We start from the raw sequence: 20,223 nt of genomic DNA on the forward strand, positions 1-20,223 counted from the left end.
AGGATCAAACTCTCCATAAAAATTATGATGTTTGATTAGCTCATAAATACTAAATAATGTTTGTAACTTATAGTTACGTTTTTTGGAATTAACGTTGACATATTGTCATTCAGTTTTCAATGTTCATCGTGTAAAAAATAAATGGTGGAGACTAGCGGGATCGAACCGCTGACCTCCTGCGTGCAAAGCAGGCGCTCTCCCAGCTGAGCTAAGCCCCCATAAAATGGAATTTAAGAAGTAATCGGGAAGACAGGATTCGAACCTGCGACCCCTTGGTCCCAAACCAAGTGCTCTACCAAGCTGAGCTACTTCCCGTTATTCAATTAATTTAAAAATGGCGCGCCCGATAGGAGTCGAACCCATAACCTCTTGATCCGTAGTCAAACGCTCTATCCAATTGAGCTACGGGCGCTAAAATGGTGCCGAGGACCGGAATCGAACCGGTACGGTGATCTCTCACCGCAGGATTTTAAGTCCTGTGCGTCTGCCAGTTCCGCCACCCCGGCAAAATAATGGAGCAGAAGACGGGATTCGAACCCGCGACCCCAACCTTGGCAAGGTTGTATTCTACCGCTGAACTACTTCTGCATTATTTTGCTAAATATAAAAATTAAATCGTAATGAGCCATAGAGGATTCGAACCTCTGACCCTCTGATTAAAAGTCAGATGCTCTACCAGCTGAGCTAATGGCTCAAAAGATGGTGCCGGCCAGAGGACTTGAACCCCCAACCTACTGATTACAAGTCAGTTGCTCTACCAATTGAGCTAGGCCGGCTATATCTAAGAATAAATGGTGGAGAATGACGGGTTCGAACCGCCGACCCTCTGCTTGTAAGGCAGATGCTCTCCCAGCTGAGCTAATTCTCCGATTTGTCATTTGCCTGGCAACGTTCTACTCTAGCGGAACGTAAGTTCGACTACCATCGACGCTAAGGAGCTTAACTTCTGTGTTCGGCATGGGAACAGGTGTGACCTCCTTGCTATAGTCACCAGACAAAATAACTTACTAATTTATGATACACGCTTAATTAATAAGGTGCAATAGTTAATTTTACACTTTGTTGTGAACTTTGTCACATCAGCTTTTAGTGTGTTTCGTCTGTTTTTGACGACTTTTATATATTACTTCATTCAATTGATAAAGTCAACACTTTTAATCAACTTTTTTATTCTTCAAAACTGACATTTCTCGTGCTCTCTAATTCATAACACTTTTAGTATTCTATCATACACATATGTACAAAACCATACACATTCTATACAATTTTAAAGTACTTTTATAGCTGATTAAGATAAATTATACTAATATAGCAATTTTTGTTATAAGATATCTCAATGTCTATCGTTAACATTTCTCATCCGAACTACTCTATATACGTATCGTCATTTTCATCTATCAGCCAACTACCTTGTTTAACAGTCAAAAATAGCACCATTATCGTTAACTATTACTATCAAAAACATTCAAACACGAACTAATTACCATAATTAAGAAAACCCTCGCATACACATGTTGTATACACGAGAGCTCTTACTAACAATCAACGTCATTTATTTTTGTCTCATATAAGGGAATAATAACACGTCTCTGATTGATGGAGAGTCAGTTAATAACATAACCAATCTATCAATACCGATACCAAGACCACCTGTCGGAGGCATACCATATTCTAACGCTTCAATGTAATCTTCATCCATTTCATGCGCTTCATCATTACCTTGCGCTTTTTCAACAAGTTGCGCTTCAAAACGACCTTTTTGATCAATAGGATCATTTAATTCAGTAAATGCATTTGCATGCTCTCTACCTACAATGAACAATTCGAAACGATCAGTAAATCTAGGATCTTCAGGATTTTTCTTCGCTAAAGGTGAAATTTCAGTCGGATGACCATAGATAAACGTTGGCTGAATAAGTGTTTCTTCAACTTTTTGCTCAAAGAATTCATTTAAAATATGACCATATTTCATTGTATCTTTAATTTCAATACCATGTTCTTTAGCTAAAGCTTTAGCTTCTTCATCACTTTTAACTTCATAAAAATCTACACCAGTAGCTTCTTTTACAGCATCAACAATATGCAAACGAGTCCAAGCAGATTCTAAATCAATCGTTTCCCCATTGTATTGTACTTTTGCAGAACCTAATACTTCATTGGTAATATGTCTCACCATAGATTCTGTTAAATCCATAATGTCATGATAATCTGCATATGCTTCATATAATTCAATCATTGTGAATTCAGGGTTATGTCTAGTTGATACACCTTCATTACGGAATACTCTACCAATTTCATATACTTTTTCAAGTCCACCGACAATTAAACGTTTTAAATGCAACTCAATAGCAATACGCATGTATAACGTTGCATCTAATGCATTATGATGTGTTACAAATGGTCTAGCAGCTGCGCCACCAGCAATTTGGTGCATCATAGGTGTTTCTACTTCCAAGAAACCTTTATTATTTAAATAATTACGCATTTCTTGAATGATTTTACTACGATTAATAAATGTACGAGTGCTATCTTCGTTCGTAATTAAATCTAAATATCTTTGACGATATCTCTGTTCAATATCCTGTAAACCGTGGAATTTATCTGGTAATGGTCGCAATGATTTAGTTAGTAGCGTGAATTTCTTCGCTTTAACCGATAATTCGCCAGTATTTGTTTTGAACATTACACCTTCAACACCAACGATATCGCCTAAATCAGCATTTTTCCATAAATCAAATTCGTCATCGCCAACTTGATCTTTACGAACGTAAATTTGAATTTGTCCAGCTAAGTCCTGAACGTGTGCAAATCCTGCTTTACCTTTACCACGCTTAGTCATTAATCGTCCAGCTATAGCGACATGACTATCCGCTTCTTTTTCTACCAATTCTTCTTTAGAATACTGGTCCCACTCTTCTTTCAAATCACTAGATAAACCTGAACGGTCAAATTTAGAACCAAACGGGTCTATACCAAGATCATATAATTCTTGTAATTTTTGACGTCGAACCAACATTTGGTCATTCATTTCTTCTGACATAACTTTCTCTCCTTTAACTTGTTGTAATCCTTTAGTATTCCAACTGGTACACTCAAACATTTTCCTTTAAAGTTTTATAAAATATCAGACATTTTTGCTCAACATACATCTCTTTCGATGTTTCTAATACTTTATCATTAACCATTACACCTTAAAGTTATGATGTGGCATGTTTTCTTATATTCATAACATCAATTTTATCACTTTTTTAATTTTACAAGAGGTTGTAAATGTAATAAAGCAATTTCTGTTTTCGTTTATGAATTACTTATTCATTTAAAATACGATTATCATTAATACAACCCTAAGTAAATGTATAAAAATTATCTTCCACAAACTTCAACAAAAGCCCAAATACATTACAGCAATTTATCAAATATTGCTTACTTTGATTTTATGAAATAACTTAATTCTAACACATACTGAATCATCATATACTAATTCGAAATCAAATGCATTTAGAGATAATCAAAATGCGGAAACATCTCCAATAATCAATCATCTATTCCCAATAAATATGAATGTTCTCAACAATACATTATTTATATCTCTTTACACTGTCATCGACAAAAACTAAATCTTTCACTTTCAATTTCGAACGTGGTTCTATGACATTTGCTGCTATATCATTTAATGGGATTAAAACAAATGCACGTTCATTCATTCTCGGATGTGGCACCGACAGTTTTGGTAAATCTATCATTTCTTCTCCATACAACAAAATATCCACATCTAAAGTTCTAGGACCCCATCGTTCCTTTCTAACACGGTGTAAACATTCTTCTGTCTTCAAACAACATTCCAACAGTTGTAATACTGTGAGTGTTGTTTGAATTTCAACACACAAATTTAAAAAGTTAGGTTGCTCAGTATACCCAACTGGTGCTGTTTCATAAATCGGAGAAATATTAGATACGTTAATACCATCATATTCATTCAAAATCTTTATAGCATCGTTTAACTGGCTTTCTCTATCACCAATATTACTACCTAATCCTAAGTATGCTTGAATCATTTATTCTCCCTCACTATTTCGATACCTACTCCATCATAATGACCCGGAATCGGTGGGTTTTCTTTAGTGATTCTCACTTTCGTTTCCATTACACGATTATATTGTGAATTTATACGATTTGCAATACGTTCAGCTAGATGCTCAAGTAAATTAACGGCCTTACCTTCCATAATTGATTTAACCTCTTCGAACACTTCACCATAATGAACTGTATCAATAACATTATCAGTACGCCCAGCTTCAGCTAAGTCTACTTTCAAAGTTACATCCACTTTGAAAATTTGCCCTATTTCATTTTCAGCTGATAAAGCACCATGATATCCATAAAAGCGCATACCTTTAAGAAAGATTGTGTCTTGCATTTTCATTCTCCTTTAAAAAATCTATACCTTTAGCTAATTTAGCATTCAACTCGACATTATGAACGCGTACTGCTCTAACGCCTTTCATAATACCATATGCAGTCGTAGCTGCAGTTACTTCATCTCTTTCAACCGGTGTTGTATCATAACCCATCATCTCTTTAGTGAAACGTTTCCGGCTTGTCGCTAATAAAACTGGATATTCTGTTGCAACAAGTTCATCCAGTCTTGCCATAACTTCGGCTTCTTCATTTCTAGTTTTAGCGAAACCTATACCTGGATCTAGCCAAATTTTATTTGAAGGTATACCAGCTATTTTAGCTTGATGTGCTTGTGCTAACAAAGATGTTAACATTTCTTCGACAACCGGTTCATCACGATTACCATTTCCATTATGCATTAAAATAATTTCCGCGTCATATTTAGCTACAATTTGGAACATATGATGATCATACAGCCCCGCCCATTGATCATTAATGATATCAACGCCTAATTTTAAACATGCTTCAGCAACCTCACTTCGAAATGTATCGACTGAAATTTTCACATCAAAACCGACAATAGCTTCAACAACAGGTAATACTCTGTTCAGCTCTTCTTCTAATGAAACCATTTCATGGCCGGGTCTCGTTGAAACACCTCCAACATCTATAATGTCAGCACCTTCATCCATCATCGCTTTCACTCTAGTTACTGCTGATTCAACATTATTAAATTTTCCACCATCTGAGAATGAATCAGGTGTGACGTTTAATATGCCCATAATTTTTGTTTTAGTCATGTTAACCACCCTTTAATTATGTATTGTTTAACTCTAATAAAATTTACTCCTGCGATTTACTAGTTATTAGTATGTACGTTTATTATCTTATCATTCACTGGATGTTTTTATCAGAAAAATGTTTAATTTAACGCTCATATTTTTAAAATTATACATGGTAGAAAAAAAGAGCAAGTTATCTCAAAAAGATAACTCACTCTTTTAAATGACATTAATTAGTCATCGAATGAATATAAAGGTGTTGATAAGTAGCGTTCACCATTACTCGGCAATACTGTTACTACTGTTTTACCTTTTCCTAATTCTTTTGCTTTTTGAATGGCAGCATAAATCGCAGCACCTGATGAAATACCTGCTAAAATACCTTCCTCTTTAGCAACTCGACGAGACATTTCCATCGCTGTATCATTTCCTACTTTAATAATACTGTCATAGATTTCTGTATTCAAAGTGCCTGGAATAAATCCAGCACCTAAACCTTGTAATTTATGTGGACCTGGCTCACCACCGCTCAATACTGGAGAAGCCTCAGGCTCTATAGCAACAATTTCGATGTTAGGATATTCTTTTTTCAGAACTTTACCTACACCAGATAACGTACCACCAGTACCAACACCAGCTAGGAACGCATCGATAGTTTTCCCTTCAAATTGTTGTAATAACTCAGGACCTGTAGTTAACTCATGAACTTCAGGGTTCGCAGGGTTTTCAAATTGTTGTGGCTCGAAGTAACCATGTTCTTCTTTTAATTCTTTAGCTTTTTTAATTGCACCTTTCATCGCTTCTGATCCAGGCGTTAAAACTAATTCCGCACCGTATGCTTTTAATAAATTACGACGCTCTTGGCTCATTGTTTCAGGCATAGTAAATACTGCTTTATATCCTTTAGCAGCACATACAAATGCTAAACCGATACCCGTATTACCACTAGTTGGTTCTACAATTGTATCGCCAGGTTTAATTTTGCCTTCTCGCTCTGCTTTTTCAATCATTGCTAAAGCAATTCTATCCTTTACAGAACCACCTGGATTTTGATATTCCAATTTTACATAAACATCTGCTGCATTGTCATCTACTACATTTCTCAATTTGACTACCGGTGTATCGCCAATAATTTGAGTAATATTATCTACTGGTTTTTGTGCCATTAAGAACACTCCTTTTTAGTTAGTTGTTGAAATCTTAGTTTATTTATCGGATATAGAATTATTTTATCAAATAAATTCTAGAAAGCAAACAAAATTACTAAGGATTATACAACTATTTAGTTCTACATTTCACTAAACCGCTAAAAATAAACATTTTAGCGTATTGATTTAAATTAAATTACGCTAAACTTTCTAGCAACACGTTTAATTCTTCTTCAGTATATTTATATTTATTTCCACAGAAATGACATACTGCTTCAGCACCATGATCTTCTTTAATCATATTTTGAATCTCAGCCTCGCCCAATCCTTTAATAGCATTTAAAAATTTCTCATGACTACAATTACATTCAAATTGAACAGGCATTTTCTCTAAAATTTGCACATGGTCTTCACCTAAGATTTCGTTTAGTAATCCTTCTGGCGTTAATCCTTGTTCAATTAATTTAGAAACTGGTGTCATTTCACTAATTGCTTTTTCTAATTTTGAAATTGTTTCATCTTTGGCACCTGGCATAACTTGAATGATAAATCCTCCTGCTGCTTTAATCGTATTATCAGGATTTACCAATACACCAAGACCTACCGATGAAGGTGTTTGTTCACTTGTAGCATAATAATAAGTAAAATCTTCACCAAGTTCTCCTGAAACAATTGGACTTGCTCCAGAGAAATAGTCTTTCATTCCAACGTCTTTAACAACCATAATAGATCCATTTGTCCCTACTGCTCGTCTTACATCAAGTTTACCTTGCTCATTTAATGGAAAATGAGTTTGTGGATGGTCTACATAAGCACGCACCTCGCCTTTAGCATTTGCATCGGCAATAATTCGTCCAATAGGTCCTTGGCCATCTACAGTGACAGTTAATTTTTGATCACCTTTCAACATTGCGCCCATCATAGCTGTTGCTGTCATTGTTCTTCCCATTGCAGCAGATGCTGTCGGCCATGTATAATGTCTCGTTTGTGCTTCTTGAACAGTTTCAGTTGTCAAAGCAGCATAAGCCCTAATCTCTCCATCAAATGCTAATGCTTTAACAATATAATCGTGTGTCATTATTTCAATCTCCTCTATTACTCTATATTTAAAAAATTACTTTACTTCATAAAATGCAACAATTGTTCTTATTCTACACCCATCATTCTAAATAATGAAGTAACTTGTTTTACAATTATTTTCTGCTATAACAATTCAACGACTTAAAATCTAATACGTATTTTCAAAAACGATAAAAGTACCCCTTTCTATAACTTTATCATAGAAAGAGGTACTGTATATAATCGATTATTTATTGTCTGGGTGATTTGGATCGTAAGGTTTTTCGATATTTGGGGCTTGTCGATGTGCTGGTTCATCTTTTTCATCAGATTTATCAGCTTCTTTTTTATCCTCAGCAATATCTTTTTCTTCTTTACGATCTTCACTTTCGTCACGTTGTCCATCTTCTAATTGCTCTTTACGAATCTCTTCATAAGATTTACCGAATTTACCATCATTAAATTCAGAATCTTCATCTTTAACAACTTTAGCTGCATCATAATCAATTTCAGGTAATTTACCTTCGTAGAATAATGATTGAATTTGTTCAGCAACTAATGTTTCTTCTGTTAATAATGTTTCAGCAATTAAAATTAATTGTTCTTTGTGCTCTAATAAAATTTGTTTACAACGTTCGTATTGTTCTTTAACGATTCGTTGAACTTCTTTATCAATTTCATATGCGATTTGGCTTGAATAATTAGGCTCACCTTGCATATCTTTACCTAAGAATACTTGACCATTGCTATGACCGAACTGTAATGGTCCTAATTTTTTACTCATACCATATTGCGTAACCATTGAGCGTGCGATTTGTGTTGCACGTTCGAAGTCATTTGAAGCACCTGTTGATACTTCGTTAAAGTTAATATCTTCTGATACACGTCCACCAAGTAAACCACAGATTTTATCTAATAACTCTTGTTCAGTCATTAAGAAACGATCTTGTTTAGGTAGCATCATTGCATAACCACCTGCTTGTCCACGTGGAACAATAGTAACTTTATGCACTACTTCTGCCTCATCAAGTACCATACCGATAATTGTATGACCAGCTTCGTGATGAGCAACAATATTACGTTCTTTCTTAGAAATAACTCGAGATTTCTTAGCAGGTCCGGCTATAACTCTATCCGTTGCCTCTTCGATATCTCTCATGTCAATTTTCTTTTTACCTTCACGTACAGCAATTAAAGATGCTTCATTTAATAAGTTCTCTAAATCAGCACCTGAGAAACCAGGTGTACGTTGTGAAATTGCTTTTAAATCAACCGTTTCATCAAGTGGTTTGTTTTTAGCATGAACATGAAGAATTGCTTCACGGCCTTTCACATCTGGACGACCAACTTGAATTTGTCTATCAAAACGACCTGGACGTAATAAGGCTGGGTCAAGGATATCAGGACGGTTTGTAGCAGCTATCATAATGATACCTTCATTTTCACCGAAACCATCCATTTCAACTAATAATTGGTTTAGGGTTTGTTCACGTTCATCATGACCGCCACCAACACCTGCACCACGTTGACGACCAACAGCATCAATCTCATCGATAAAGATAATACAAGGCGCGTTTTTCTTAGCATTATCGAATAAGTCACGAACACGGCTCGCACCAACACCAACAAACATCTCTACAAAGTCTGAACCACTAATAGAGAAGAATGGTGCGCCAGCTTCACCTGCAACCGCTCTAGCAAGTAATGTTTTACCAGTACCTGGAGGTCCAACAAGTAAGACACCTTTAGGAATCCTAGATCCCATTTCTTTGAATTTTTTATTATCTTTCAAGAAATCAACAATTTCAATTAATTCTTGTTTTTCTTCATCTGCCCCTGCTACATCAGAGAAACGAACACGACGTTTATTATTATCGTACATTTTTGCTTTAGATTTACCAAAGTTCATCATACGACCGCCACTACCGCCACCTTGTGCTTGGCTTAGGAAGAAAATAAATAATAACGCTATGACTACAACTGGAATTAATGTTGAAAGTATACTCACAAAGACACTTTGTTTTTCTTCTTCTTTAATCGTTAATTTTACACCGTTTTGCTTTTTAGCAGCATCAGTAATTTTTTGTAATTCTTTTTCGTTGTTATATAAAATAGTTGATGAATAGTCTTCATCATTTTTCGTTTTACCACTTACCATATAGACATTTTGTTGTGGTTGGATTTCTAAAGTTTTAAGGTCACCTTTTTCCAACTTCTCAGTAAATTGATTATATGTAAGCTGTTTCGGCATATTTCCATTACCGTTTAAATATGAAAATAGACCAAAAATAATAACGCCTATTATTACGATAACTAGCACATTGCGAAAAGCTTTCTGCATGCGTCATTTCCTCCTACTTCCCATAATAAAACTAACAAAAATTGTAACATATGACATGTTTTATAAGCTAGTAATTGAGCTTAACATCAATGTCATTCACATCCGTATTAGTTTTATCAATCTCTATATTTTTCAACTTTTCAAGACATATGTCTTGTCTAAAATTAAATATATATGAAATACATTTTTCATATTTTTGAGTCTACACTATTATTTCTCAAACGCATAGTAATAATAACTGAAATTGATTAAAAAATTAATTTGAATACACTTCAGGTTTTAACGTACCGATATATGGTAAGTTTCGGTATAATTCACGATAATCTAAACCGTAACCAACAACAAATTCATCTGGTATTTTTTTACCTACATACTTAGCTTCAATGTCCGCTTTACGACGGTTTGGTTTATCTAATAAAGTAACTATTTCTAATGAATTAACTTTTCTAGATTGTAATAATTCAGTAATTGACTTAAGTGTAGTACCAGTCTCTAAGATATCTTCAATAATTAATACGTCTTTATTTTCAATAGAAGAACCTAAATCTTTAATGATTTGAACTTCACCAGTTGACTCAGTGCCTCCGTGATAACTAGAAACATCCATGAAATCAATTGATAAATGGGTATCAATTCGTTTAATTAAATCTGACATAAACATTGCTGAGCCTTTTAAGATACCCACGCATACTAATGGTTTACCTTGATAATCCTTTGTTAATTGTGCTCCCAATTCCTTACAGATATTTTGAATATCTTCTTCAGTTAACAATACTTCTTTCAAATCATTATGCATAACGCTATTCATCTCCATTTTTACTAATTATAATCCATTGTTTTATTGTTTGTTGTTGATATAAATCTCCTACCGCAATAATGCGCTGTTGTTTATCCAATACAATTGGCATTTGATCCCGAACCCACTGTTGCACTTTACAATCTATAAACAGGCGATTCACTTTCTTATAACCATCGCGCCCATTCAGTTTAAATGTATCGCCACTTTGTCGTGTTCTCACTGTAAGCGGAAATAAACATTTTGGTAAATTAGAATGTATCTCTAATCGATATTTGTTAAAAATATAATTACCTGGCTTTTCAATAGTTTGAACTCTAAAATATGTATCGCCATTATTTTTAGCCATTATTATTAATTTACCATATGCGATTTGAATTATCCATTTATCCGTGAGATTAATACTGAATTGTGCTTTCTTACTACTAAATTGTTTAAACCACTCTTCGTATGTTTTAGCACTAATATTAAACAACTCATAATACTTTGATAATAGGCAATCCAACACAACCATCTTTAATGAGTTTGGTAAGTTATTAAAAGCTTGTCTAGAAACCTCTAAATATTTTGACTGTTCATCAAACTTCACAAATTCTTGAATAAATTGTTTAGCTGAATATTGCAAAATATCATATTGTTCATCATGCCATTGTTTTAATTTTAATAAATGCGATACTTTAAGTTGATTATTTTCATCAATAGCTGGAATAATTCTATTACGAATATCATTTCTAACATATTTGTTATCTTTATTAGATTCATCTTCAAAATATGGAATATGATATCTCTCTTGGAATTGTTTTATTTCTTTTTTAGAGACAGCTAAAAGTGGTCGATAAATCTGATAACCTTTTCGCTTCGATAACTCATCAAATCCTAGTTTATTACGTGTTGATTTCCCATTAAAAATACGATACATAATAGTTTCTAATTGATCGTCCAAATGATGCGCCGTTAGCAATACATCCGCTTCTAATACATTCATCATTTCATCAAACCATTCGTAACGTTTAATTCGAGCTTCATTCTGAATGCTGTTATTTCGGTCGAGACTATGCGACAAATCTAACTTTTTGATATGTAAATCGATGTGATGACGTTCGCAGTATACTTCTAAAAATCTGGCTTCCTCGATTGAAGCTGACCTAACGCCATGATTGACATGTAAGCATGCTAGTTTTCTATAACTATCTTTATAATCATTTAGTAGTTGATACAATAAACACATACTATCAATACCTGTAGAAACAGCGACAACAATATGGTCATCAACATGCCAACCATTACTATTTAACTGCATAACATCACCTCACTTTTACAATTTTCAAAAATGGTATAAGTCTTAGTTATATCATTACAAATAAAAGAGACTGCTCCTTATTTAAGAAACAGTCTTAGATTGTCTAACGCTGCAATCGATTATTCGATACGCATCATTCTAAATATATTCCTTATCGAAACAGTCTTTATTTATTTTAATTAACGTCTTGAACCTTTGCCACCGCGTCTAGATTCTGTTTGACGTTTGATTGAAGTTAATTTATCTTCACTATCTTTTAAGAAATTGCTTAATTTCTTTTCAAAATCTTCGGCTTTTTGCACTGGTTTTTGATGACTTGGTTTACTCGTATGTTGTCTACGTGGACGGTCTTTAGCTTTCTTAATTGAAAGACTAATTTTTCCATCATCAGCAATAGATAATACTTTTACGTCTACTTCATCACCAACAGAAAGGTGCTCTTCTACGTTTTCAACATAATTATCTGCGACTTCACTAATGTGAACTAAACCACTTTTTCCTTCAGGTAATTCTACGAATGCACCAAACTTTTTAATACCAGTGACTTTACCTTTAAGCTTATTTCCAACTTCGATTGACATATGTTAAATAAATCCTCCCGATTTGATTCGATTTTCCCTTATTATATCCTTGTTTGGATTTTTTCACAATGTCTATACTCGGATAATTTTGAATCAATTTGGATTTATTTTTTCGAAGATTTTGAGCTAGACGAATCTTTGTCTTCTGGCAACCTAAAAATCACTTCACCTTTGTTGCTTAAGTAATAATCATCACGCGCAATTTTTTCAATATAATCTTTGTCATTCAGATTATTCAACTTTTCTTTTAACGCAATTTCTTCATTTTGTTGCTTTTGAAACTGTGCTTCTTTCGCTTTTCGCTCCTGTGCATCGATATCATTGCGATGTTTTTGGACAACAAGCAAGATTGATAAAACAACAATTATCGCAAGTAATACGCCCGCAAATACTGTAATACGCCTACGAACAACACGCATTTTCATTTTTTGACGTTGTTTTTTCTTGTTCTCTTGCGACGTGTACTGATTTTCTATATGTTCTACTTTATTTTTCATTGCTTGTCACCTCCAATTTACGCTTCTTCAAGTCGACGCTCTTCAACGATTTCATACATGCCCTTCGCGTTATCTTTAGATGCATGTTCATTTAATGCAGTTACTTTAACTGTTACTAATTTTTGACCAAAGCGAATCGTCAGCACATCTTCAACTTTAACATCCGATCCAGCTTTAGCAACATTACCATTTATTGTAATTCTACCTTGATCACTTACTTCTTTTGCTAGCGTACGTCGCTTTATTAACCGTGATACTTTTAAATATTTATCTAATCTCATGTATTACTCTCCCCTTTTTCTAGCCACTGCTTTAACGCGGCCTCATCAAATGACTTATCCTTCGTCTTCTCATATAAATTTAAAAAATGCTCTGCAAATACTTTTTCAAATTTAACTCTTGGCTGTTTACCTTCAGCATCTTTCGCCTTAGACCAAATTTCTTTTAAGTCATCGATAGTTTCAGCATTGGCATCACCAAATATGTGTGGGTGTCTACGAATCATTTTAGCATTAAGACTTGTAATCACTTCTTTAATGTCGATATACCCTTCTTTTTTACCAATACTAGTATGCAATAACACTTGTAATAAAATATCTCCTAGTTCTTCAATCATATGCCAATCATCTTCATTGTCAATAGCTTCGAACAATTCAAATGTTTCTTCAAGTAAATAACGCTTTAGCGTTTCATGCGTTTGCACTTTATCCCATGGACAACCTTTATCTTCATCAACTAAAGTATCAATCACTTCCGTTGCAAAATCAAAGTCATGATACAAATATGTCGATGTTATGATTTTTGGTACGAATACACTCGTCAAATTATTGAATGCATTTTCATCATGATCCAATTCATATAATGGGCATGTCACAACGTTATCCGCACCATCGCTTCGTGCACCAGTGACAATTTGAACAGGGTAATCATCAGGATATCGTTCCATTAAAGTGATTTTCAAATTAGCAGCAACCATTGCACTATAAACTTGCGTAATCAATGTATGCGTTCTAACATTAAGTGTTACTTCTTGTAATGATGTCGCATCTAACAGTGTGAAGCCATCATTTGGATCTACATTAACTGCTTCAAACACATCATCAATAAAGCTTTTACCACCTAAAACTTTCACATCTATATCAGTATTGTCCTTTGCTAAAGCCAGTAATTTCACTGTAGTTGTCTCAGCAACTCTAGGATGACCCGGAACCGCATAGACAATATCTTTTTCATTAGCAGCTTCAACCAATTGCGCCACAATATCATTATAGACATCTTCAAATTGGTCATGTGCTTCATAAACATGGTCAAAACTCTGAAATGTTAATTCATCTTGCAATGATTCTATAACTGGATGATCTAACGTTCTTGCATAAACTTTATCTTGTGTCTTTAAAAATTTATATATCCCTAGCGGCAAATCATCAATGCCATAGTTTCCTAAGCCAACAATCGTAATGGTATGTGCCATCAACGTCTTCCTTTCTTAATTTGATACAACTTTGAACCAAATGGTAAATAAGTTAACTCTTTATATGTCAAAACATTAAATCTAAAAATATAGAAAAACAATGCAATGATACCTAATACTGCTGCACATAATAATTCAATGAGTCCAGTGATTCTACCGTGTGTTGTCACTATGTTTAACACGCATTGAACAACAATCGACATAAATACCATACCTAAAACAACATTGATAAAAAATCGTCTCATCGCATGTAAGTGGTATTTTCTCGTGACAGCAATATGGATAATCGTACCGAATATAATTAATGATACAACAGTACTAATGCTCGCACCAATAATGCCACTTAAACGAATCAAAATGATATTAAGTATAAATTTAATAACCAATCCTGCCGTCATACCAACAAAAATAGGTCTCACAGCATGTTGCGCTTGTAATAATGCCATATCCATCATAATTAACGATACACAAATGACCGTAATCATATAAACACTTAACGTTAAGGTTAAATCATTCGTCTTAAAAAACACACCGTTCATTAAAGGCAATAAATTAATTAATCCTATTCCCGCTGCTGTACTTATTAAAATCGTAATCTTTAATGACGCATTTGCATAACGATTCATAAGTACCTGATTATTCATTTTGATTGCGTCACTTAACAGAGGAATGAGCGCAAAACTAAATGTTGTAGTTACAATCAATCCCATCTGAATAAATGATGCACCACGGTCATAGACTCCTTTTTCAGTTATGGCAACATCGAATGGCACGCGTATCGCTTGAAGTGACTTAATAATAGTAACACTATCAATCACTTGCCATAAAATTACGATTAATTGACTGATAGCGAAAATCAAAACCGAAAGTGCGAACTGTTTCCAAACAATCTTTGCAGTGTTATTTACCATTTTAAACTTAAAAGGTCGGTGCGCTACTAAATAAATTGAAGAACCTAAAAAACCTATCGTTGATGCTAAAATAGCAATTGTTCCCGCTTCATATATCGTCCAACCTCTGTCTACAAAAATAACAATAGTAACAATGATAATACCTACTCGTATAACTTGTTCTATAACCTGGGAAATAGCCGGAACTGTCATATTATTTGCAGATTGATAATAACCTCTTAACACGCCAAGCATACCTATAAATATAAAGCTTAAACTTGCAGCTTGAATCATTGGTGTTAAATGGCCATCACCCATCATATGTGCAATATTGTTCGCAAACACAAAAATAGCAATAAATATTAATATACCAACTAATTGTATATAAGCGACTGCTTTTGCATATGCTTCGTCACTATGATACTTTCCTATATTTTGTGTAATTGCACTAGGAATGGCATTCATCGATAATATCATTCCTAGTGCTACAATTGGATACACTTGTTGATATGCATACAAACCTGTATCGCCTAATATATTTTGATATGGAATTCGATATACAGCACTCAGAATTTTAATGACAATTAATGCAGCAGTTAACACGACAACGCCATTAAATGCTTCTTTATGCTTCATCACTGATTCTCATACTTTCTTCAATGCACTTAACTAAAAAATTCAAACTATCAAGCCATTGATTTTGTTTCGTTAAAGTAATTGTCATTGCATTATTTTGAACACCAACCTTCATTGTTCTACCTAAAGGTTGTGTTGCTTTGAACAGCACTTCGCCATCAATATTTTCAGTGGCTTTTACAGATAAATGAATATCAATTATTTTCCCTTTATCTTTAATCAACGTGATACCTGAATGTAATGCGTGTACTTTTATTTCCACTATATCAAGCAAACGTGCTACTTCAACAGGATAATCATTAAAACGATCAATTAATTCATCTTTAATGTCGATAATTTGATCAAATGTTTCAGTTTTTCGTAGCTTTTTATAAATTTCAATTTTAGCTTGTTCATTTGCAATATACTCTGTTGGCAAATATGCATCCAAGTTTAAATCAACTTCGACTTCTGGCACCTCAGATTCTGGTTCCTTAATACCACGTTTTTCATTTACAGCTTCTTCTAACATTTGACTGTACAAATCAAATCCAACTGTATCAATAAAGCCGTGCTGTTGTTTACCTAACAAATTACCAGCACCACGAATGTTCAAATCACGCATCGCAATCTTAAATCCTGAGCCTAACTCCGTAAATTCTTTAATCGCTTGTAATCGATCTTCTGCAGTCTCAGTTAGTACCTTATTTGCTGGATGTAGGAAGTATGCATAACCAATACGACTTGAACGACCAACACGACCTCTTAATTGATACAACTGACTCAATCCAAAGCGATCTGCATCTTCAATGATCAAAGTATTTGCATTTGGGACATCGACACCTGTTTCAATAATCGTCGTCGTTACTAAAATATCATATTCATTATTGATAAAACTTAACATCGTTTCTTCTAAATCGCGCTCTGTCATTTGTCCATGAGCAACTGCAATGTTAGCATCTGGCATTAACATCTGGAGTTGTTCTCGTTTTTCATAAATGGATTGCACTTTATTATAAAGATAAAACACTTGGCCATCACGGGATAGTTCTCTTTCTAAAGCTTCTTTGATAAAACTCATGTTCTGTTCTAATACATATGTTTGAACTGGGAAACGATTTTCTGGCGGCGTTTCAATCACTGACAAATCGCGCACACCTAGCATACTCATATGCAATGTTCTAGGTATTGGGGTTGCAGTCAATGTTAGTACATCTACATTATGTTTTAATGTTTTAATACGCTCTTTATGGCGTACACCAAATCGTTGTTCTTCATCTACAATCAACAGCCCTAAATCTTTATACTGTATATCTTTACTAAGTAATTTGTGTGTACCAACAACTATGTCAACAAACCCAGTTTTAAGTCCTTCCTTAGTTTGTTTTATCTCTTTTGGCGTTCTAAAACGACTCATTAATTGAATTTCAACAGGAAAATCTTGCATACGCTCAATTAACGTCTCATAATGTTGCTGAGCTAAAATAGTTGTAGGAACTAAAAATGCAACTTGCTTTCCTTCCATTACAGCTTTGAATGCTGCTCTCACTGCAACTTCAGTTTTACCATAACCAACATCACCACATAGCAAGCGATCCATTGGACGCGATTTTTGCATGTCATCTTTAATTTCATCGATAGATTTAGCTTGGTCAGGCGTAAGTTCATATGGAAAATCTAATTCAAATGTTGTTTGCTCAGCTGTGTCTTCCCCATATTGATAACCTTCTGCCATTTCTCTTTCTTTATATAAATCAATCAACTCTTCAGCAATATCTTCAACACTTTGTTGAACTTTAGCTTTTGTTTTTTTCCATTCACTGCCACCGAGTTTATTTAATTTTGGCGTCTTATCTTCCGAAGCTACATATTTTTGAACTTGATCCATTTGATCTACTGGAACAAATAGTTGATCCGTACCTTTATATTGCAATTTAATATAATCCCGATGCGTTTGCCCCACTTCGAGCGTCTCAACACCTAAATATCTACCAACACCATGATGCACATGAACAATATAATCTCCCACATTTAAATCTTGGTAAGACTTAATTTTTTCAGCATTTGAGATAGCTTTCGTACGTTTTCGTTGCTTTTTCTGTTTTGATTTAAAAAGCTCACGCTCAGTAATGACAACTAATCCCATATCAGGTAGTTCAAATCCTTCAGATAAACTGCCTTCAATAATCACTGCTTGCCCCGATGACATTGAGCGATGCAATTTTGTTATTGATGGAATATGCATTTCACTTAACATCGCTTGCATACGTTCAACTTTAGTTTCAGTTTCGACCAAAACCACAATATGATAATTTTGATTGACATATCGTTGAAATTCAGAACGCATAATGTCATATTGCCCATAAAATTGTTGGACAGGTTTACATGAAAATTTAATAATATGATTTAGTTTTATCGGCATTGTTGTAGCGAATAATGAAAAATAAGTGACAGGATAGCCTTCAATCAATGTTTCAAAATCATCATATTTTATAAAACTTTGTCCTATAAATCCATTACCACTTTCAATAATATTGCTAATAAACGAATCAGACTCTACTGTTAAACTTTCTTCAGTTTCTTTAATACGATTAAATTCATCAACTGCAATGATTGCATCTTTTTGGAAATACTCAATAATTGTCGAAGGTGTTTCATACATAAACGCTACTAAACGACGTAGTATTTGATGATCAAAGTATGTACTTTCGAATAATTTAAAGCTTTCATACGTTTCTTTCAAATCATTGCGCACTGATTTATCTATTTTGGGTCTTGTATTTTCATATGCAGTTTTTAACTCTTCTTTAAGATGGCTGATCACTTCTTCAGTAATGATATAATCACTTGCAGTTGTGATATCGACTTCTTCAACATTATCTTTGGAACGCTGCGTTTCAACATCAAAATCCCGAATAGAATCAATTTCGGTATCAAATAGCTCAATTCTGATTGGTTCCCCAATTAGCGGAAAGATATCGATAATACCTCCTCGCAATGAGAATTCACCAATATGCGATACCACGGATTCCCGTTTGTACCCCATATTAACTAATTTGTTAAGAAATTGGTCCACATCGATATCCTCACCAACACGCAATGTCATTTGGTGATTTTGCCACATTTCAACAGGAGTTAACCACTTTTTCAAACCATTTAAAGGAACGATAAATAACCCTTTCTTACCTTGAGCTAACGCAGTTAAAGTTCTAATACGTTCACTCATCAGTTGAGGGCTTTGTGTTGAAAACTCTTCGGTCATAATATCTTGCACAGGATACTTATACAATTCTTCAGCATCTATAAATTGAAGTAAATCTGTTTCTAATTTATCTGCTTGGTATAAATTATTGGTAATTAATAATAACTGTTGATTACTTTGTGCATATTTTTCAGCAATCATCGTCACTTTAGCTGACGGGGAAAGACCAGTTACTAGTGTGTTTGCTTGTCCAAATACCTGATTAAGGTCTTGAAAATGATTATCTTCTTTTATAAGCGTTGTCAATATTGTCATTATTTCACTTCACCATTAAATTCATTCATAACATGGTCAAATCGTGATGTTTCAACAAACTTTTCAATTGCGCGTGCTGCGTGTTCGATAACTTTTTCCATCGTTACCATTTCATCATTTGAAAAGCGTTGTAAAACATAATCAGGTACCGTCATACCATTCGTTGGTCTTCCCACACCAATACGAATACGTTTAAATTGGTCTGTACCAAGCATTTTAATAATTGATTTCATACCATTGTGACCGCCCGCACTTCCTTTTTGTCTTAAGCGAACTTGTCCTTGTTCTAAATCTAAATCATCATATAAGACAATTAAATCTTCTGGATTAACATTGTAATAATCCATAATCGGTGCAACTGCTTCACCTGACAAATTCATCATTGTCATTGGTTCGATAAATAACACTTTATCGCCGTTCATTCGTTCAATTGTATATGCACCTTTAAACTTTTGTTTATCTAATGAAAAATTATTTTTCTCTAAAATATAATCAACGACTTCAAAGCCGATATTATGTCTTGTAAGTTCAAAACGTTTACCTATATTACCTAGACCTACAATACATTTCATGCGTGTTTACCTCCAACATAATTGTTTCATTTATTATTATAATGACAACATCCATTTTCCGCCATTGCCATCAATTATCATTATTCTTTAGCTTAGTAAGTATGTATTTTAAAATCGAGTACATAAAAATTTTTATGATGTATCATTGTTGAGTTTAATGTCTTTTACTCACTAAAATTAATTAAACTTTAGTACAAAGCAATAAAGTTTAATTAAGCTTTATAATAACACAAAAAGCACCATGCTTATATTAAAA

The 20,223-nt window shown here is 34.0% G+C and carries 17 protein-coding genes, 8 tRNA genes and 1 rRNA gene; all 26 read right to left on the reverse strand.

All coding sequences use genetic code 11. The annotated features are described in order from the left end of the window. Positions 1-142 precede the first annotated feature (142 nt). The 26 genes from IDG65_RS10765 to pth all read right to left on the reverse strand — a co-directional run bounded on the left by IDG65_RS10765 (position 143) and on the right by pth (position 19,967). Positions 143-218 (reverse strand) — tRNA-Ala (locus IDG65_RS10765). 23 nt (positions 219-241) lie between these two features. Beyond that, a tRNA-Pro gene (locus IDG65_RS10770) sits at positions 242-315 on the reverse strand. A 20-nt stretch (positions 316-335) separates the two neighbouring features. Further along, positions 336-412 (reverse strand) — tRNA-Arg (locus tag IDG65_RS10775). Between the two features lie 5 nt (positions 413-417). Further along, positions 418-506 (reverse strand) — tRNA-Leu (locus IDG65_RS10780). A gap of 7 nt (positions 507-513) precedes the next feature. Beyond that, positions 514-588 (reverse strand) — tRNA-Gly (locus IDG65_RS10785). A gap of 33 nt (positions 589-621) precedes the next feature. After that, a tRNA-Lys gene (locus IDG65_RS10790) sits at positions 622-694 on the reverse strand. Positions 695-700: 6 nt separating this feature from the next. Next, positions 701-776: transfer RNA gene (locus tag IDG65_RS10795), tRNA-Thr, on the reverse strand. 16 nt (positions 777-792) lie between these two features. Further along, positions 793-868, reverse strand: a tRNA-Val gene (locus IDG65_RS10800). A gap of 12 nt (positions 869-880) precedes the next feature. Further along, positions 881-995, reverse strand: a 5S ribosomal RNA gene (rrf, locus tag IDG65_RS10805). 557 nt (positions 996-1,552) lie between these two features. Next, on the reverse strand, positions 1,553-3,040 hold the full coding sequence (lysS, locus tag IDG65_RS10810) for a lysine--tRNA ligase (RefSeq protein WP_001288206.1): 1,488 nt from the start codon (positions 3,038-3,040) through the stop codon (positions 1,553-1,555). Between the two features lie 52 nt (positions 3,041-3,092). Next, positions 3,093-3,185 carry a hypothetical protein gene (locus tag IDG65_RS10815; protein WP_001790128.1) on the reverse strand — a complete coding sequence of 31 codons (93 nt, stop codon included), beginning with the start codon at positions 3,183-3,185 and terminating at the stop codon, positions 3,093-3,095. 393 nt (positions 3,186-3,578) lie between these two features. After that, complete coding sequence (gene folK / locus IDG65_RS10820) at positions 3,579-4,055, reverse strand: 2-amino-4-hydroxy-6-hydroxymethyldihydropteridine diphosphokinase (protein WP_000613718.1); 477 nt, start codon at positions 4,053-4,055, stop codon at positions 3,579-3,581. Next, positions 4,052-4,417, reverse strand: a complete 366-nt coding sequence (folB, locus tag IDG65_RS10825) for a dihydroneopterin aldolase (RefSeq protein WP_001154302.1) — start codon at positions 4,415-4,417, stop codon at positions 4,052-4,054. Before folB ends, folK begins: the two co-directional genes overlap by 4 nt. Beyond that, positions 4,395-5,198 carry a dihydropteroate synthase gene (gene folP, locus IDG65_RS10830; protein WP_000167939.1) on the reverse strand — a complete coding sequence of 268 codons (804 nt, stop codon included), beginning with the start codon at positions 5,196-5,198 and terminating at the stop codon, positions 4,395-4,397. Before folP ends, folB begins: the two co-directional genes overlap by 23 nt. Positions 5,199-5,413: 215 nt before the next feature. Continuing rightward, entirely contained in the window at positions 5,414-6,346 is a 933-nt protein-coding gene (cysK, locus tag IDG65_RS10835; protein WP_000057587.1) for a cysteine synthase A, read from the reverse strand. A gap of 178 nt (positions 6,347-6,524) precedes the next feature. Next, positions 6,525-7,406 (reverse strand): Hsp33 family molecular chaperone HslO, encoded by an 882-nt coding sequence (gene hslO / locus IDG65_RS10840; protein ID WP_000148605.1) that lies wholly within the window; start codon positions 7,404-7,406, stop codon positions 6,525-6,527. Positions 7,407-7,634: 228 nt separating this feature from the next. Next, complete coding sequence (gene ftsH, locus IDG65_RS10845) at positions 7,635-9,728, reverse strand: ATP-dependent zinc metalloprotease FtsH (protein ID WP_001167888.1); 2,094 nt, start codon at positions 9,726-9,728, stop codon at positions 7,635-7,637. Between the two features lie 256 nt (positions 9,729-9,984). Continuing rightward, positions 9,985-10,524, reverse strand: coding sequence for a hypoxanthine phosphoribosyltransferase (gene hpt, locus IDG65_RS10850; RefSeq protein WP_000551283.1), 540 nt, complete (start codon positions 10,522-10,524; stop codon positions 9,985-9,987). A 4-nt stretch (positions 10,525-10,528) separates the two neighbouring features. Then, positions 10,529-11,824: a tRNA lysidine(34) synthetase TilS gene (gene tilS / locus IDG65_RS10855; RefSeq protein ID WP_052997688.1), complete on the reverse strand. Its 1,296-nt coding sequence runs from the start codon at positions 11,822-11,824 to the stop codon at positions 10,529-10,531. A 179-nt stretch (positions 11,825-12,003) separates the two neighbouring features. Next, positions 12,004-12,405, reverse strand: coding sequence for a S1 domain-containing RNA-binding protein (locus IDG65_RS10860; RefSeq protein ID WP_000021445.1), 402 nt, complete (start codon positions 12,403-12,405; stop codon positions 12,004-12,006). Positions 12,406-12,509: 104 nt separating this feature from the next. Next, the gene (gene divIC / locus IDG65_RS10865) at positions 12,510-12,902 is read right to left on the reverse strand and encodes a cell division protein DivIC (protein ID WP_000792417.1); all 393 of its coding nucleotides are present in this window, start codon (positions 12,900-12,902) and stop codon (positions 12,510-12,512) included. A gap of 17 nt (positions 12,903-12,919) precedes the next feature. Then, positions 12,920-13,183 (reverse strand): RNA-binding S4 domain-containing protein, encoded by a 264-nt coding sequence (locus IDG65_RS10870; RefSeq protein WP_001234989.1) that lies wholly within the window; start codon positions 13,181-13,183, stop codon positions 12,920-12,922. Continuing rightward, a complete protein-coding gene (locus IDG65_RS10875; RefSeq protein WP_000951443.1) occupies positions 13,180-14,373 on the reverse strand; it encodes a MazG nucleotide pyrophosphohydrolase domain-containing protein in 1,194 nt (397 codons plus the stop codon). Before IDG65_RS10875 ends, IDG65_RS10870 begins: the two co-directional genes overlap by 4 nt. Next, entirely contained in the window at positions 14,373-15,899 is a 1,527-nt protein-coding gene (locus IDG65_RS10880) for a polysaccharide biosynthesis protein (RefSeq protein ID WP_000680729.1), read from the reverse strand. The genes IDG65_RS10875 and IDG65_RS10880 overlap by 1 nt, the downstream gene beginning before the upstream one ends. Continuing rightward, positions 15,889-19,395, reverse strand: coding sequence for a transcription-repair coupling factor (gene mfd, locus IDG65_RS10885; protein ID WP_000154230.1), 3,507 nt, complete (start codon positions 19,393-19,395; stop codon positions 15,889-15,891). Before mfd ends, IDG65_RS10880 begins: the two co-directional genes overlap by 11 nt. Next, the gene (pth, locus tag IDG65_RS10890; protein WP_000649791.1) at positions 19,395-19,967 is read right to left on the reverse strand and encodes an aminoacyl-tRNA hydrolase; all 573 of its coding nucleotides are present in this window, start codon (positions 19,965-19,967) and stop codon (positions 19,395-19,397) included. The genes mfd and pth overlap by 1 nt, the downstream gene beginning before the upstream one ends. Positions 19,968-20,223: the final 256 nt, after the last annotated feature.

Source organism: Staphylococcus sp. EG-SA-17, assembly GCF_017151845.1.
GTDB classification, from domain to species: domain Bacteria; phylum Bacillota; class Bacilli; order Staphylococcales; family Staphylococcaceae; genus Staphylococcus; species Staphylococcus aureus.